This is a genomic window from Gaoshiqia sp. US2 (assembly GCF_059705485.1).
The window spans coordinates 3,048,514-3,064,881 of record NZ_AP048550.1 but is presented as its reverse complement, the minus strand read 5'-3'; the positions used below and the strand labels follow the sequence as shown (position 1 = coordinate 3,064,881).

Sequence of the window (16,368 nt, the reverse complement as noted above, 5' to 3'; positions counted from 1 at the left end):
ACAGGAAGGCTGGTCTGACAATCCGGGTAACACCTGCGGGACTGATAACGTAAATTTGACCTGAAAAGCAAGGCGGAAAAGAAAAATAAATGTAGTTTTGCGCAATTTTTTAACACAAAAAGCTGGCACATTATGGCAAAATACTCGAATGAAGTTTCAAGAACCTTTAGTGAATACCTGCTTATCCCTGGTCTGACCGATAAAAACTGCAACCCATCAAACGTTTCGTTAAAAGCGCCGCTGGTAAGTTTCAAAAAAGGCGAACAGCCCGCGATGGAACTGAACATTCCTTTTGTTTCGGCCATTATGCAGTCGGTTTCGGACCACAACATGGCTATTGCTTTAGCCAGAAACGGAGGGCTCTCATTCATCTTCGGTTCTCAATCAATCGAAACACAGGCTGAGATGGTCCGCAAAGTAAAAAAATTCAAAGCAGGCTTTGTTGAAAGTGATTCAAACCTGACACCGGAACATACGCTGGAAGATGTATTGGAATTGGTGGAGAAAACCGGACATGCCACCCTGGGAATTACCGAAGACGGAAGCTCAAACGGAAAGTTGCTCGGCATTGTCACCAGCCGCGATTATCGTCCCAGCCGCGATGCAATGGATAAAAAAATAAAAGAATTCATGACCCCCTTCGAAAAACTGATTACTGGCCAACTCGGAATCAGCCTGAACGAGGCCAATGACATCATTTGGGATCATAAACTCAACAGTTTACCGATTATTGATAAAGATCAGAAACTGCATTTCTTTGTTTTCAGGAAAGATTATGAAAGCCACAAAGAACATCCGAACGAGTTTTCGGATGCCAATAAAAAGCTGATGGTTGGCGCAGGAATCAACAGCCGCGACTATAAAGAACGGGTACCTGCCCTGGTAGACGCAGGAGTGGATGTACTTTGTGTTGATTCGTCGGACGGTTTTTCGGTTTGGCAGCGCGAAACCATCGAATACATCAAAAAAAAATATAAAGGAACGCTCAGAATTGGCGCCGGAAACGTGGTCGACCGTGACGGCTTCATGTACCTGGCCGAAGCAGGGGCCGACTTTATCAAAGTAGGCATCGGAGGAGGCTCCATTTGTATCACCCGCGAACAAAAAGGAATTGGCCGCGGACAGGCAACAGCGATTATTGAAGTTGCCGCTGCCCGGGATGAATATTACGAAAAAACAGGCATTTACGTCCCCATTTGTTCCGACGGCGGTATTGTGCAGGACTACCACATGGTACTGGCCCTGGCAATGGGCGCCGACTTCCTGATGATGGGACGCTACTTCGCCCGTTTCGATGAAAGCCCGACCCGCAAGCTGATGGTGAATAACCGCTATGTAAAAGAATACTGGGGCGAAGGCTCAAACCGGGCCCGCAACTGGCAGCGTTACGACATGGGCGGCAGCGAAAACCTGAAATTTGAAGAAGGCGTCGACAGCTATGTACCTTATGCCGGGAAACTGAAAGACAACCTGGACATCACCTTAGGCAAAATAAAATCGACCATGTGCAGTTGCGGATCAATCAGTATTCCCGAATTGAAAGAAAAAGCCAAAATCACCCTGGTGTCGGCAACCAGTATTGTAGAAGGCGGAGCGCACGATGTCATTCTGAAAGACGCGAATATGTAAAGAAGGTCGTTTAGATTTTCTTGAAATATTCCCTGGCAGCATTGCATACCGGGCATCGGTAATCTTCCGGCAAATCTTCAAACGGCGTTCCTGGAGGAATTCCCGATGCCGGATCGCCAACTTCCGGATCATAAGTGTACCCGCAAATTACGCAAGTGTGCTTAGCTCCTGCTTCCTTTTGTGATTGTGATTGCGATTGCGACTGTGATTCCTCTTCCAGCTTATCACGTTCCAGATAGGTAGGCGAGTTTTTGGGCGACAACATCTTGTATTTTTCCCGGTAATCAGCATATGTCAGTGGGGCTTCATCCGTTATGATATCGCTGTCGACCACCTCCCCGATAATCAGCCAATGCGAACCTAAATCGCTTTCTTCCCTGACCTCGCAGTCAAACCAGGCAACCGACTCGTTCAATACAATGGGAACACCTGTTTTGGCGGTGGTCAGTGTTCTGTTTGCAAACTTGTCCATATCGCTACCCGACATAAAACCAAAATCGCCAATCAGTTTCACATCGAGTTCTTTCTTTAAAACCGAAACCGAAAACGCCCCTGCTTTCCGGATAATCTCAGCGCTTTCATTGTTTTTATGGCAGGAAATAGCAACCAGGGGCGGTTGCGATGTCACCTGGAAAACCGTGTTGGCGATATAGCCCGTTTTCTTTCCCTCGTATTCCGAAGCCACCAGGTATAAACCATAGGATAATTTGTGAAATGCCCGTAATTTCATAGGATTATTTTTTTGAATATGATTAGTCAATAGCAGATTCATCCCGTTTTTGATGAACCTGCTTAAAGGTCTGAATATTTTCCATCATCTGCAAGCTGCGGCCGGCCGCCCTTCATGTTTGCCGCCCGAATAAAAGCAAGCAGCCTGAGCTTTCTCATTTTTATCCTGCTCAATTTTTTCATTCTTTCTGACTTATTTCGGAATGTTTATCTTTGTTTTCACTGAAAACTTTAAAAAATAACAAAATAATGACGGGAAAAATCAGCATTTTACTTTTAGCCGCCCTATTTGCGGCGGGGCAGGTAATGGCCTGCACCAACTTTTTAGTTACCAAAGGCGCCTCGGCCGATGGTTCAACCATGATTACCTATGCCGCCGATTCGCATACCCTCTACGGCGAACTATATTATCAACCGGCCATGAACCATACGGAAGGCGCTATGCGCGACATTTACGAATGGGATACCGGCAAGTTCATGGGACGTATTCCTGAGCCGGCGCGCACTTACAGTGTCGTTGGAAATATGAATGAATTTCAGCTGGCCATTGGCGAAACAACTTTTGGAGGACGGAAAGAACTGGCCACACAGCCATCAGCCATCATGGATTACGGGAGCCTGATATACGTGGCCCTGCAACGCGCAAAAACAGCCCGCGAAGCGATTGACGTGATGACCAAACTGGTTGAAGAATACGGCTATGCCAGCTCGGGCGAATCGTTCTCGATTGCCGACCCCGAAGAAGTCTGGATCCTGGAAATGATTGGCAAAGGCGAGGGCGAAAAAGGCGCCGTATGGGTGGCACAACGTATTCCCGACGGCTACATCAGCGGCCACGCCAACCAGGCCCGTATTACCACCTTCCCGCTTAACGACAAAGAAAACTGCATCTATTCAAAAGATGTGATTTCATTTGCCCGCGAAAAAGGTTGGTTCGACGGAGTCAACAAAGATTTCAGCTTTTCGGATGTATATGCGCCTCTTGACTTTGGCGCTGCCCGTTTCTGTGAGGCCCGGGTTTGGGCAGGTTTCAATAAAGTGGCTTCAGGCATGGATCAATTTACAGCCTATGCCAAAGGTCTGATCGAATATGAAAACGAAAATAAGTTCGCCTCGAACCGCATGCCTTTGTGGGTGAAACCCGACAAAAAACTGAACGTGAAAGATGTGATGGAGATGATGCGCGACCACTTCGAAGGAACCGAACTGGATATGACACAGGATTTGGGCGCCGGTCCGTACCGTTTGCCGTACCGCTGGAGAGGATTGACCTGGCAGGTTGACTCGGTTGACTATTGCAACGAACGGGCCATTTCGACCCAGCAAACCGGCTTCTCATTTGTCTCCCAATCCCGCTCCTGGTTACCGAACCCGGTTGGCGGCATTTTGTGGTTTGGCGTCGATGATACCTACAGCACCTGCTACGTACCGATTTACTGCGGAATTACCGAGATTCCCGAATGCTTCCGCGAGGGCAACGGCGACCTGCTTAGCTATTCCGAAACATCAGCCTTTTGGACTTTCAATAAAGTAACCAACTTTGCCTACCTCATGTACGATGTGATGATTAAGCACATCCGGGCAACCCAGGCGCAACTCGAAGGCAAATTTATCGCCTACACACCAGCCATCGATCAGGCGGCCAAGTTATTGTACGAAACAGAAGGGGAAGAAAAAGCGCGGGCTTTTCTGACTCAGTACTCAGTTAATGAATCGAATAACATGACCGCCGAGTGGGAAAAACTGTTTCAGTACTTGTTAATTAAATATATCGACGGGAATGTCAAGAAAGAAAAAGACGGTAAATTTGAACGAAATGAATACGGGTTACCCGCCAATCCGGAACATCCAGGGTATCCCCAATGGTGGTACGATGCCATTGTAAAAAGTACCGGCGATCATTTCCGGACGAAGGATACCGGTGGCCACTAACTGGTCACTGAACAGGCTAATTGATTTTCTTTCAATATAATTCGGAAGAAAGTTTTGATGACATGTATTTTTTATTACTTTTGCGCAAAATTTCTGCAATCTCTTACACGCGAAAATGTGTAATATTGCCCTAAAACTTAAAGAAAATGGATTTAATTAAAGTAGCAGAAAACGCATTCGTCGTTGAAAATGAACTGCCAAAATTTGGCGCCGGCGATACCATCACTGTTCACTACAAAATTAAAGAAGGAAACAAAGAGCGTATTCAGGATTTCCGAGGTGTAGTGATCCAGGTGAAAGGGACAGGCGTTACCAAAACATTTACCGTTCGTAAAATGTCTGGAAACGTTGGTGTTGAACGTATTTTCCCGATTTCATCTCCTTTTATCGACGGAATTGAAATCAACAAAAAAGGTAATGTACGCCGCAAACGTATTTTCTACCTGCGTGGCCTTACCGGCAAAAAAGCCAGGATCAAAGAAAAAAGAGTTTAAACAAACTTTGATGATATTTGAAAGGCCTCCGGATTCGGGGGCCTTTTTTTTACCTGTTCCCCTCATTCTTGATAAAAATCAACGATTATTTTGTATAATAACGTTTTATTTACAAAAAAAACACCATGGCGTTCCTTCAAAAAGAAAAACTGTTCACCCTGAGGTGGTTTAAAGAATACAGCTACATTACAATCGGCGCTTTTATTTTGGCTGTTGGCTTTGTTTTTTTCATCTCGCCGCACAAGATTGTTCCGGGTGGCGTGTATGGTATTGCCATTATGGTGCATTACCTCACAAAGGGGATGTTTTCTTTTTGGCCCGACGGCATTCCAATTGGTCTGTTTGGTCTGATCCTGAATATTCCGTTAACCATTGCCGGAATAAAGATCCTGGGCCCCCGCTTTGGCGTAAAAACAGTGATCGGCTTTGTCCTGTCATCTGTTTTCATGGACCTGATTACCTACCTGCGGGTCGACGGCGAAGCCCCCCTGGTACCCGACGTCCTGCTATCGTGCGTTTTCGGCGGGGTATTGATTGGCTTCGGACTCGGGCTTATTTTTAAATCAAGAGCCACATCCGGCGGGTCGGACATTATTGCCATGATCATTGCCAAATATTCAGGCATTCAGCTCGGACAACTGATGATCTATGTCGATTCAGCCATTGTTCTGCTTAGCCTGGCCGCTTTCCAGGACTGGCAAATCCCGCTGTACTCCTGGCTGGTCATCTACATCACCGGGAAAGCCATCGACATCACTATGGAAGGAATCGATTACAACAAAGCCTTGTTTATTATTTCAGACAAGCATGAAGAGATTAAACAAAAGATTTTAGTTGACCTTGAACGTGGCGGCACCTATTTCAAGGGCAAGGGAATGTTCACCGACGATGAAAAACAAATTATTTTTACCATTGTCAGCCGGCGCGAAATGACGATACTGGAACAGTTTATCAGCCAGATTGATCCGGACGCCTTCATCACGGTCATGGATACCCGGGAAATTTTGGGTGAAGGATTCCAGTCGCTTAAAATGAAATTAGATTCTTAAGGTTCGTTAACTTAAAACGAAATTTTCACGGTTATTCTTCCTGTTTTTATAAATTTGAATGCTATCGTCCAAAGTCAAATAATCGTTTAACGGGAATCATGAAACGTTTACTTTTCATCTTTTTTTTCTTTCTGTTCATATCAGAACTTCCGGCGCAAAAAGTGGGATTGGTATTGAGTGGCGGAGGAGCGAAAGGCCTTGCTCATATTGGCGTTATCAGGGCGCTCGAAGAGAACAACATCCCGATCGATTATATTTCGGGCACATCGATGGGCGCCATTGTCGGCGGTTTATATGCGGCAGGTTTTTCAACCGACGAGATGGAAGAACTTTTTAAATCTGACCAGTTCAAATTCTGGTCAACCGGCAAAATCCAGGAAGAATACCGTTATTTCTTTCATAAACCGGAAGAAACACCGTCATGGCTTAGCCTTGACCTCGAACGCAGGGAAAATAAGCTGAAAATCCTGCTCCCGACCAACCTGATCCCCGAAGAACAGATGGATTTTGCTTTTATGGAATTATTCGCGGCCACCAACGCGGTTTGCAATTATAATTTCGATCAGTTATTCGTTCCCTTTTTATGTATTGCAACCGATGTTTACAACAACAAAGAAGTCGAACTACGATCGGGTGATTTGGGAGAAGCCATACGGGCTTCCATGACGTTCCCATTCTATTTTAAACCAATCGTTATTGACGGCATACTGGTTTTCGATGGCGGGATTGTGAACAATTTTCCGGTAAAAAATACCGTGGAAGCATTTCAACCCGACATCATTATCGGTCATAAAGTAGCCAACGACCTGCGAAAGCCCAATGAAGACGATGTAATGGCCCAGTTGGAAAATATGATTATGCAGAAAACCGACTATGAAGTCCCTGAAGACAAAGGTATTTTGCTCGAAACAACATTCAGCAACGTCAGCCTGTTGGATTTTAACAAGATTGACCTCATCAGTCAGGCCGGATACCGCAAAGCACAGAGTGTAATTGACAGCATTAAGTCGCGAATTCCCAGAAGAGTCAGCCTGGAAGATATTCAGGAGAGAAGAAAAGAATTTAATGCCCGGAAACCGAACTTGCAGTTTCAAAATGTTCAGGTAGAAGGCGTATCCGATCATCTGCAACGGCGATACATCATTCAAAGCATAAAACGCCGTTCAAACATCATCGGACTGGAAGAACTAAGGAAAGAGTATTTCAAACTGATTGCCGATCCGCAACTCAAATCGCTCAGGCCGGTCTCAATTTACAATGAAGATCATGGCATTTTTGACCTTCATATGAAAGCGAGGCATGGCAAACCACTCGAAATTAAATTTGGAGGGAACGTTTCGACCAAGCCAATCAACCAGGGTTTTCTCAGTGTTGATTACCGTTTTTTTAAGAACCGGGCTTATACCCTGAGTTCCAATATTTATTTCGGTCGTTTCTACAGCTCATTTAATGCCGGTGCGAGAATTGACTTCCCGTCACAACTTCCTTTTTACATTTCTGCCAACATTACCTACAACCGGTGGGATTATTATTCAACCAGCAATGAATTCTTTTTTGAAGATGTCCTGCCACCTTTTATTATTAAAGATGAAAACAACGTCCGTTTTGAACTGGGTTTCCCGATTGGGACCAAAGGAAAGATAATGCTGGGTTCAAGTTATTCCCGGGCAACAGACAAATACAACCTGGACGACGAAATCCGCAGTACGGAAAACGCCGACCGGACAAATGTTGATGCTTTTTCGGGCAGGGTTAATTTTGAAGAAAATTCGTTTAACTACAAACAGTTTCCAACCGAAGGCATTTCATCCTATCTCGGTTTAACCTATGTTGACGGCACAGAACAATTCAGACCGGGGATGCTTTCCGACGAGTTTCCCAGAGGTCATTACAACCACCGGTTTTACCTGTTGAGAGGCACCTACGACAATTATTTCAAACTGAACAAGCATTTATCGATCGGCTTATTGGGAGAAGGAGTTTACAGCAACAAGCAGGTATTCAACAATTACCGGGCAACCATGTTGAGCGCGCCGGCTTTTATGCCCACTCCATACAGCCAAACCTTTATTGTTGACAATTTCAGAGCCACAAAATATGTGGCGTCGGGCTTAAAAACCATCATCAATTTATCCGACCAATTTCACATCCGCGCCGAAGCATACGGGTTTCTTCCGCTTAAAACCATTGACAAAACCGAAGATAAACGAGCCGTATACGGGAACTCATCTGCTTCTTCTGTTCAGTTTATGGGGTCCGGGGCCTTGGTATATCACACCGGACTGGGACCAATCAGTTTTACCGCCAACTATTTTGACAAAGAAGACAAAAACCTGTACTTCGTGTTAAGCTTTGGCTATATTATTTTCAACAAACGAGGTTATTAAGTGTTGGTTTGTTCGTGTAAACAATCGATCGCTGACCATAAAAAGAATAGCTGTATTTTTCGGATCAGATGATCCTGAAAATACAGCTATCTCCAAGTGACTAACGAGCCGACAGCAGACGCTGCCGGCTTTCTTTCACCTATTTCTTTTGATAAAAGCGAACCCAGTCCACTTCAAAATAGTGCGGTAAATTCTCAATATGATCAACCACGATGGAATTGATGTTCAGCTTCATGGGCTTATCCGGCACTTGTTGCTCCAGACTATAAATTTTTTGGTTATTGATCTTCCAGACAATCTTCCCTTGCTCCCACTCCATTCTGAAAATATAGAAATGTCCAACCTTCAGGCCCGACAAGGGTTCGAAGTAATTTTTACCGTTTCCGGTGGCATACCCCAGGCGGCACACTTTACCACATTCCAGCAGGTTCAACCGGGCTTCATTTTTATCGTCAGCCAGGTAAAAAACGTCGACCAGCTGACTTTTGGGCTGAAATTTAATTTTTGCCTCGAGGATACCAAAATGGGCATCAAATGCCACATTGTTCAGCAGTCCGGACGAATAATCAAACTTTTCTGTTTTAAAACCTAAGGGCAAGTTCCAAACCAGCGATTCGGTCTTTTCCCGTTTCACTACAACCTGAAGGTGGTTGTTCCTAATCTGAACATTTTTGCCATCGGTATACGCATGTAAATCGCCGTGTTTCGAAAAATTCTTCCCAATGGTTTTCTGCGCTGCGGGCGAAATGAGCTGCCACTTCGTCCGGTCCAGTTCATTACCGTCAAAACGGTCTTCAAACACCAAATCCCAGTTTCTGAAAAAAGCGAAAGCATTCGACTCTTTATATTTTAAGTAATTCTGGATGCCGGGATCTTTTTTTAACCGCTGATAGGTTTGCTCTTTTTGTTGAATCGTTGATTCAAGAAGTTTTTTTTCTTCGGAACTACCCTCAAAGTTTTTCGATTTTATTCCGGCTTTATCCTTCTTAAAATTGGGAGAATTGATGTACTGATCTAATTCCATGTACAGCATCAGATCATCAGATTGCTGAACTTTCACAAAACTCTGGTAATCGGACCAAAGTTTATCCCGATAGTTTTCAACTTTATCGGTATTGTTTAACCCCTTAAAAGTTTTAAGGAAAAATAGCTTGAATGACATAGGTTCCGGTTTATTAAAACGAAAGTTAAAAATAATAATAAAAAATATACTCGTTCACTTTTTTTTTGTTCTGCCGAAAAAGATTAATTTCATCACCAAAATTCTAACAAATTGTTATCGATATGAAAGGTAAAAGAATCTTATTTTCAGTTTTACTGATCTTTAGCATTTTCCTCTCCATATCCGGTTATTCCCAGAATTTCTTCAATACTGACTATGATCCGGCCAAATCATATATTTTGATGACCAATCCCACCGTCAGTAACATCGAAAAAATAAAATACCTGGTAGATAACCATCTTTTATTTGTTGGTGAAACGGAATTTATCGGGATTTATTTTTATGCCGAGAAATATGATTATTCCCAATCGATCCGCTACATCCGGGACAATAACCTCGAAAAATTTCATTTACAGCGACTTACAGGAACTTTAACAACGGATAATATTTTTGAGCCCAACGATTTTACCAACAACTTCGACATCATGTTCAGCCAAACCAAAGGCGTATTTCTTTTTGGAGGCCCCGACATTCAACCGGACATCTATGGTGAAGAAAAAACGTATTCCGTGATTACTGATCCCGACAGGCATTTATTTGAAGTTTCATTCGCTTTTCACTTGTTGGGGAGCAATAAAAACCCAAATTTCACTCCCTTTCTCGAACGTAACCCCAAGTTTTTCGTCATTGGCTTCTGTCTGGGTATGCAAACCATGAACGTAGCTACCGGCGGTACCCTGATCCAGGATATTCCGGCAGAACTGTATAACGCCACGAACCCGCAAAGCACCGTTCAGATTGATCCGGATAACATGCACCGCAACTATTGGCAGGAAATTTTTGACAACCCTCAACTCATGGCAGTCAGCTTTCATCCGCTCCGGCTCGAAATTGGCGGATTCTTTATGAAAGACCTTAAATGGAAATCGAATATATCGCCTCCCGTTTTGAGTTCACATCATCAGGCTGTTGAAAACCTGAGCAATTGCTGGGAAGTTACCGCCCGATCGATGGATGGAAAAGTCATTGAAGCCTTCAGACATAAAAAATATCCAAACGTGATCGGGGTACAGTTTCATCCCGAAATTCCGGAATTATTTTCACCTGGCCCCCAATACCGGTTTTCTCCCCGCGATAACATGCAAAGTTATTACGAACGAATCGGGAAAGACGGACTGAAATTTCACAAACAGTTCTGGAAACGAATATCCAAAATGGTCAATTGATCTATTCCTCTTTTATTTCTTCATACTTCTTCAAAAAGTTCTATTTTTGCAACTCAAATTTTCAACATGGGCTTTTTAGAAGAAATTAAACGAAGACGAACGTTTGGGATTGTCAGTCACCCCGATGCAGGAAAAACCACGCTGACCGAAAAATTATTACTTTTTGGTGGAGCCATCCGCGTTGCAGGCGCCGTAAAAAGTAACAAAATAAAAAAAGGGGCAACATCTGACTTTATGGAGATTGAGCGCCAGCGCGGAATTTCGGTGGCCACCTCGGTAATGGGATTCGAATACCGCGGCTACAAGGTAAACATCCTCGACACACCCGGACACCAGGATTTTCAGGAAGATACCTTTCGTACCCTCACTGCTGTCGACAGCGTTATTATTGTCATCGATTCGGCCAAAGGGGTAGAACCTCAAACCGAAAAGCTCATGAACGTGTGCCGGATGCGGAAAACTCCGGTGATTGTATTCATCAATAAACTCGACCGCCCCGCCCGCGACACCTTTGCCTTACTCGATGAAATTGAAAACCAGCTAAAAATAAAAACCCGCCCCTTAAGCTGGCCCATCAACAGTGGCCCCGATTTTAAAGGGGTTTATAATATATACAATCGCAGCCTTAACCTGTTCAATGCCAATGTTCAGGAAATCGAAGAAGGCTTTTTGTTTGACGACATCAACGACCCGGAACTTGAAAAGCACATTGGCAACGATGCGGTAAACCTTCGTGAAGAACTGGAACTGGTTGACGGCGTATATCCTGAATTTGATGCCGAAGAGTACCTGAAAGGCGAATTGGCCCCGGTATTTTTCGGAAGCGCCCTGTATAACTTCGGCGTACAGGAGTTGCTGGATGCTTTCGTTGAAATTGCCCCGCCACCACGTCCAAGTTATACGGAAGAGCGTGAAATTAAACCGGATGAAAACGATTTTTCGGGTTTTGTTTTTAAAATTCATGCCAACATCGACCCCAACCACCGCAGCCGGATAGCTTTCGTGAAAGTTTGCTCAGGCAAGTTCGAACGCAACAATGTATACAAACACATCCGATCCGGAAAAACGATCCGGATTTCGAGCCCAACAGCGTTTATGGCATCGCAAAAAGAAGTCATTGACGAAGCATACCCCGGCGATATCATCGGGGTTCCCGATACCGGGAACTTCGTTATCGGCGACACCATCACCTCCGGCGAAAACATTCATTTTAAAGGATTGCCCAGTTTTAGCCCCGAGATGTTCCGCTATATCGAAAATGCCGACCCCATGAAATCCAAACAGTTGGCTAAAGGTGTCGACCAGTTAATGGAAGAAGGTGTCGCCCAATTGTTTACCAGCCAGTTTAACGGACGAAGAATTATCGGGACGGTTGGCCAGCTCCAGTTTGAAGTCATCCAGTACCGGTTGGAACACGAGTACAACGCCAAATGCCGGTTCGAAAATATGCCCATGCACAAGGCCTGCTGGATTGAATGTGATGATAAAAAAGTACTGGCCGAGTTTAAAAAACGTAAACATCAGAAAATGGCCGTTGACAAACGCGGACGGGATGTATTCATGGCCGATTCCGCATTCATTTTACAAATGACCCAGGACGAATTTAAGGACATCAAATTTCATTTCACCAGCGAATTTTAAGTCCTTCTTTTTATTCCTATATTCGTAGTAAACAAATTAGCGGGCATGACGGAATTCTATCAAACAGATTTGTTTTCATACCTGGTACTCCCGTTGTTGATCATCGTCGCGAGGATCAGCGATGTGACGATCGGTACCTTAAGGATTGTCATGGTTTCCAAAGGACAAAAGCTGATTGCACCGGTTCTCGGCTTTTTTGAAGTCGTTATTTGGTTAATCACCATGAGTAAAATCATTCAGAACATCGAAAACTGGGTGGCCTATATTGCTTATGGTTTAGGCTTTGCCGCAGGAAATTATATCGGTCTGATTCTGGAAGAAAAACTCGCAGTTGGCATTGTCCAACTTCAAATTATTACCCGGGCCAATGCGGACAACCTGATTGCCAAACTGAAAGCAAAAGGTTACGGGATTACCTATCATGAAGCGCACGGCGCCACCGAACGGGTCGCCGTCATCTATTCAATCATCAAACGATCGGATTTGCCGGTTGTCATCGAAATTATCCGGTCGTACAATCCCAAGGCCTTCTATTCGATTGAAGATGTAAAGTTTGTGAGCAAAGGCGTACAGTCGCTCCTCTCACCCGCCAGAACATGGCGTAAAGGCAAATAAAAAAATGCTCTTCGCTTATCATTTCTTAAATAAAATTGTGATCTTTGTCATACTTTAAAACTTCTCATTAATAAAGGCACTTTACAAAATTTATAACACATGTTTAAGATTCAGACCTTAAATAAGATTGATCCCGTCGGGCTAAAAAATTTCCCGCTGGACCAATATGAAATTGCCAGTGAGTTTCAAAACCCTGACGCGATTATCGTCAGAAGTCAGGTAATGCACGACATGGAATTACCCAAAAGCTTAAGGGCCATTGCACGGGCAGGAGCCGGAGTAAACAATATCCCCGTTGAAAAATGTACGCAAAACGGAATTGTGGTTTTCAATACCCCGGGAGCCAATGCCCATGCCGTGAAAGAACTGGTTATTGCAGGTTTATTGTTATCGTCGCGCGGCATTGCCCAATCCATTGAGTGGACAAAAACCCTGATTGGCAAAGGCGACGAAGTCCCCGCTCTTGTTGAAGCCGGAAAGAAAAACTTCGGTGGAAATGAAATTCGCGGAAAAACACTTGCCGTGATTGGTTTGGGAGCCATTGGTGTATTGATTGCCAATGCAGCCCAGGCATTGGGTATGGAAGTGCTGGGATACGACCCTTATATCTCGGTAAAACAAGCCTGGAGATTGAGCCGCAATGTAAAGCGTGCTGAAGGGATCGAGGTGTTGTTATCTCAAGCCGATTACGTATCGGTTAACATCCCGCAAACACCCGAAACAAAAGGTTACATCAATAAAGACAAGATCAAAATGATGAAACCCGGTGTGCGTATCCTCAATTTTGCCCGCGGAGGCCTGGTCAAAACGGCCGACATCAAAGAAGCGCTTGAATCGGGCAAAGTCGGTTGCTATGTCACCGATTTCCCGGATGAGGAAACCTTAAAAATGAAAAACGTCATTGCCATTCCACACCTGGGGGCTTCCACCGAAGAATCGGAAACCAACTGTGCCGTTATGGCTGTTGACCAGGTTCGCGAGTACCTTGAAAAAGGCAACATCGTCAACTCGGTTAACTTTCCCGAAGCCGAAATGGAACGTAATGGCGGCCCCCGCATTGTTATTGCCAACAAAAACGTTCCCAATATGGTCAGCCAGATTTCCAGCATACTGGCATCGGAAGGCCTGAATATTGCCAACATGCTTAACAAAAACAAAGCAGATATTGCCTATAACATTATTGATATTGACGGACCCGCTCCCTCGGCCGGGCTCACAGAAAAACTGTCGTCTGTCGAAGGAATCATTATGGTCCGCATCCTTCCGTAATGCAAACAAATAAAGGACATAAAGATACCGGTATGTAAAACGCATCTGCGAAACTTACCGGTATCTTTTTTTAAACCGTCCTTTATCTGGAAAATATTTTATTTTTGCATGCGATGTCATCAATCGAAAGATATAATTCTGGCAAAAAATTAAAAAAATCATGAGTAACAAGTTGATTGAAAAAGCAGCAGATAATATTCGTATTCTTTCGGCTGCTATGGTTGAAAAAGCAAAATCCGGCCATCCTGGTGGCGCCATGGGCGGAGCTGATTTTGTAAGTGTTTTATATGCCGAGTTTTTGAATTACGATCCAAGTGATATGACCTGGATCAACCGCGACCGGTTTTTCCTGGATCCGGGACATATGTCTCCGATGCTGTACTCCATCCTGGCCCTTACAGGAAACTACAGCATGGACGACCTGAAAAACTTCAGACAATGGGGAAGCATAACCCCCGGACATCCTGAAGTTGACGCATCGCGCGGAGTTGAAAACACTTCCGGCCCGCTCGGACAAGGCCATACCATGGCGGTGGGCGCCGCCATCGCCGAACGTTTCCTGACTGAACGTTTTGGCGATTGGATGTCACACAAAACGTACGCTTTCATTTCGGATGGGGGCGTTCAGGAAGAAATCTCACAAGGAGCCGGTCGTATTGCCGGATACCTGGGACTGAGTAACCTGATCATGTTCTATGATTCAAACGACATTCAGCTCTCAACCGAGACTAAAGAAGTAACGACTGAAGATACAGCAAAAAAATACGAAGCCTGGGGCTGGAAAGTCATCACCATCGACGGCAACGAGGTAGAACAAATCCGCGCAGCCCTGAAAGCAGCTAAGGCTGAAACAGAAAAACCGACCCTGATTATTGGTAAAACCATCATGGGTAAAGGCGCCCTTACAGCTACCGGCGAAAACTACGAACGCAAATGCGCTACCCACGGTATGCCGCTTGGAGAAGCCGGCGCTTCTCTGGAGAAAACAATTCTGAACCTGGGAGGCGATCCTGAAAATGCGTTCACTGTTTTCGACGAGGTGCAGGAACTTTTCAATACGCGGAAAGATGAATTGATTAAAGCTGCCGCCGAGAAAAAAGCAGCCCAAGCCGAATGGGCCAAAAACAATCCGGAACTGGCTGTCAAACTTCAAAAATTCTTTTCAAAAGAAACTCCCGACTTTGATTTCAGCAAAATTGAACAAAAAGCAGGAATCGCTACGCGTGCCGCTTCCTCTAATGTATTGGCCGCATTTGCCGGTCAGGTTGAAAACATGATCGTTTCGTCGGCCGACTTATCCAACTCGGATAAAACCGATGGCTTCCTGAAAAAAACCACGGCCTTCAAAAAAGGCGACTTCAGCGGGGCATTTCTTCAGGCTGGTGTTTGCGAATTAACGATGGCCTGTTTAATGAACGGAATGGCCCTGCACGGGGGAGTTATTCCGGTGTGCGGAACATTCTTCGTTTTCTCTGACTATATGAAACCGGCTGTACGCCTGGCGGCACTGATGCAACTACCAGTGAAATATGTTTGGACACACGATGCGTTCCGTGTTGGCGAAGACGGGCCAACCCACCAGCCGGTAGAACAGGAAGCCCAAATCCGACTGATGGAAAAACTGAAAAACCACCACGGTCAGAATTCAATGCTTGTGCTCCGTCCGGCCGATGCTGAAGAAACCACTGTTTCGTGGAAAATGGCGCTGGAAAATACTTCTACGCCAACGGCACTGATCCTTTCGCGTCAAAACATCAAAAACCTGCCTGCCAAAACAGACCGGTATGCCGAAGCCTTACAAGCTGAAAAAGGAGCATACATTGTTACCGACTGCGAAGGAACACCGGATGTGATCTTGCTGGCCAGCGGGTCCGAAGTAAGCACGCTGCTTTCAGGAGCAGAATTACTGGAAAACGACGGTGTAAAATGCCGGATCGTTTCGGTTCCGTCTGAGGGATTGTTCCGCAGCCAAAGCAAAGAATACCAAAAATCGGTACTTCCCTGCGGGGTGAAAAAATTCGGCATGACTGCCGGGTTGCCTGTAACACTCGAAGGCCTGGTTGGAGCCGACGGCCAGGTATTTGGTCTGGAATCGTTCGGTTTTTCGGCGCCTTATACCATACTGGATGAGAAGCTTGGATTTACCGGACAAAATGTTTACAATCAAGTAAAAGCATTATTGGCATAATGATGCAGCTGATAAAATAAATGAGGCCGGAGTTTTCCGGCCTCATT

12 protein-coding genes are annotated in these 16,368 nt (G+C 44.9%); 10 read left to right on the top strand and 2 right to left on the bottom strand.

The window, feature by feature from the left end:
- Nucleotides 1-132 precede the first annotated feature (132 nt).
- A complete protein-coding gene (locus tag AC6H3C_RS12240; protein WP_497521160.1) occupies nt 133-1,629 on the top strand; it encodes an IMP dehydrogenase in 1,497 nt (498 codons plus the stop codon).
- 10 nt (nt 1,630-1,639) lie between these two features.
- Here AC6H3C_RS12240 and AC6H3C_RS12235 read toward each other — a convergent pair whose 3' ends face one another.
- Nucleotides 1,640-2,359 carry a flavin reductase gene (locus tag AC6H3C_RS12235; protein ID WP_497521158.1) on the bottom strand — a complete coding sequence of 240 codons (720 nt, stop codon included), beginning with the start codon at nt 2,357-2,359 and terminating at the stop codon, nt 1,640-1,642.
- 248 nt (nt 2,360-2,607) lie between these two features.
- Between AC6H3C_RS12235 and AC6H3C_RS12230 the strand changes: the two genes are divergently transcribed.
- From AC6H3C_RS12230 to AC6H3C_RS12215, 4 genes are all read left to right on the top strand, one after another.
- Nucleotides 2,608-4,290, top strand: a complete 1,683-nt coding sequence (locus tag AC6H3C_RS12230; protein WP_497521156.1) for a dipeptidase — start codon at nt 2,608-2,610, stop codon at nt 4,288-4,290.
- Between the two features lie 146 nt (nt 4,291-4,436).
- The gene (gene rplS, locus AC6H3C_RS12225; RefSeq protein ID WP_497521154.1) at nt 4,437-4,784 is read left to right on the top strand and encodes a 50S ribosomal protein L19; all 348 of its coding nucleotides are present in this window, start codon (nt 4,437-4,439) and stop codon (nt 4,782-4,784) included.
- A gap of 125 nt (nt 4,785-4,909) precedes the next feature.
- Complete coding sequence (locus tag AC6H3C_RS12220; protein ID WP_497521152.1) at nt 4,910-5,833, top strand: YitT family protein; 924 nt, start codon at nt 4,910-4,912, stop codon at nt 5,831-5,833.
- 98 nt (nt 5,834-5,931) lie between these two features.
- On the top strand, nt 5,932-8,220 hold the full coding sequence (locus AC6H3C_RS12215; protein ID WP_497521150.1) for a patatin-like phospholipase family protein: 2,289 nt from the start codon (nt 5,932-5,934) through the stop codon (nt 8,218-8,220).
- Nucleotides 8,221-8,359: 139 nt separating this feature from the next.
- On the opposite strand, the gene AC6H3C_RS12210 is transcribed toward AC6H3C_RS12215, so the two are convergent.
- On the bottom strand, nt 8,360-9,382 hold the full coding sequence (locus tag AC6H3C_RS12210) for a glycoside hydrolase family 16 protein (RefSeq protein ID WP_497521149.1): 1,023 nt from the start codon (nt 9,380-9,382) through the stop codon (nt 8,360-8,362).
- A gap of 122 nt (nt 9,383-9,504) precedes the next feature.
- Between AC6H3C_RS12210 and AC6H3C_RS12205 the strand changes: the two genes are divergently transcribed.
- The 5 genes from AC6H3C_RS12205 to AC6H3C_RS12185 all read left to right on the top strand — a co-directional run bounded on the left by AC6H3C_RS12205 (nt 9,505) and on the right by AC6H3C_RS12185 (nt 16,321).
- Entirely contained in the window at nt 9,505-10,608 is a 1,104-nt protein-coding gene (locus AC6H3C_RS12205; RefSeq protein ID WP_497521147.1) for a gamma-glutamyl-gamma-aminobutyrate hydrolase family protein, read from the top strand.
- Nucleotides 10,609-10,674: 66 nt separating this feature from the next.
- The gene (locus AC6H3C_RS12200) at nt 10,675-12,249 is read left to right on the top strand and encodes a peptide chain release factor 3 (RefSeq protein WP_497521145.1); all 1,575 of its coding nucleotides are present in this window, start codon (nt 10,675-10,677) and stop codon (nt 12,247-12,249) included.
- 45 nt (nt 12,250-12,294) lie between these two features.
- Complete coding sequence (locus AC6H3C_RS12195) at nt 12,295-12,864, top strand: DUF2179 domain-containing protein (RefSeq protein WP_497521143.1); 570 nt, start codon at nt 12,295-12,297, stop codon at nt 12,862-12,864.
- Nucleotides 12,865-12,963: 99 nt separating this feature from the next.
- Entirely contained in the window at nt 12,964-14,133 is a 1,170-nt protein-coding gene (locus AC6H3C_RS12190) for a phosphoglycerate dehydrogenase (protein ID WP_497521141.1), read from the top strand.
- A gap of 160 nt (nt 14,134-14,293) precedes the next feature.
- A complete protein-coding gene (locus AC6H3C_RS12185; RefSeq protein WP_497521139.1) occupies nt 14,294-16,321 on the top strand; it encodes a transketolase family protein in 2,028 nt (675 codons plus the stop codon).
- Nucleotides 16,322-16,368: the final 47 nt, after the last annotated feature.

What these genes read in the sequence shown, in the direction of transcription:
- AC6H3C_RS12240 (WP_497521160.1), top strand. Translation starts at nt 133, where the DNA reads ATGGCAAAATACTCGAATGAAGTTTCAAGAACCTTTAGTGAATACCTG.
- AC6H3C_RS12235 (WP_497521158.1), bottom strand. Translation starts at nt 2,359, where the DNA reads ATGAAATTACGGGCATTTCACAAATTATCCTATGGTTTATACCTGGTG.
- AC6H3C_RS12230 (WP_497521156.1), top strand. Translation starts at nt 2,608, where the DNA reads ATGACGGGAAAAATCAGCATTTTACTTTTAGCCGCCCTATTTGCGGCG.
- rplS (WP_497521154.1), top strand. Translation starts at nt 4,437, where the DNA reads ATGGATTTAATTAAAGTAGCAGAAAACGCATTCGTCGTTGAAAATGAA.
- AC6H3C_RS12220 (WP_497521152.1), top strand. Translation starts at nt 4,910, where the DNA reads ATGGCGTTCCTTCAAAAAGAAAAACTGTTCACCCTGAGGTGGTTTAAA.
- AC6H3C_RS12215 (WP_497521150.1), top strand. Translation starts at nt 5,932, where the DNA reads ATGAAACGTTTACTTTTCATCTTTTTTTTCTTTCTGTTCATATCAGAA.
- AC6H3C_RS12210 (WP_497521149.1), bottom strand. Translation starts at nt 9,382, where the DNA reads ATGTCATTCAAGCTATTTTTCCTTAAAACTTTTAAGGGGTTAAACAAT.
- AC6H3C_RS12205 (WP_497521147.1), top strand. Translation starts at nt 9,505, where the DNA reads ATGAAAGGTAAAAGAATCTTATTTTCAGTTTTACTGATCTTTAGCATT.
- AC6H3C_RS12200 (WP_497521145.1), top strand. Translation starts at nt 10,675, where the DNA reads ATGGGCTTTTTAGAAGAAATTAAACGAAGACGAACGTTTGGGATTGTC.
- AC6H3C_RS12195 (WP_497521143.1), top strand. Translation starts at nt 12,295, where the DNA reads ATGACGGAATTCTATCAAACAGATTTGTTTTCATACCTGGTACTCCCG.
- AC6H3C_RS12190 (WP_497521141.1), top strand. Translation starts at nt 12,964, where the DNA reads ATGTTTAAGATTCAGACCTTAAATAAGATTGATCCCGTCGGGCTAAAA.
- AC6H3C_RS12185 (WP_497521139.1), top strand. Translation starts at nt 14,294, where the DNA reads ATGAGTAACAAGTTGATTGAAAAAGCAGCAGATAATATTCGTATTCTT.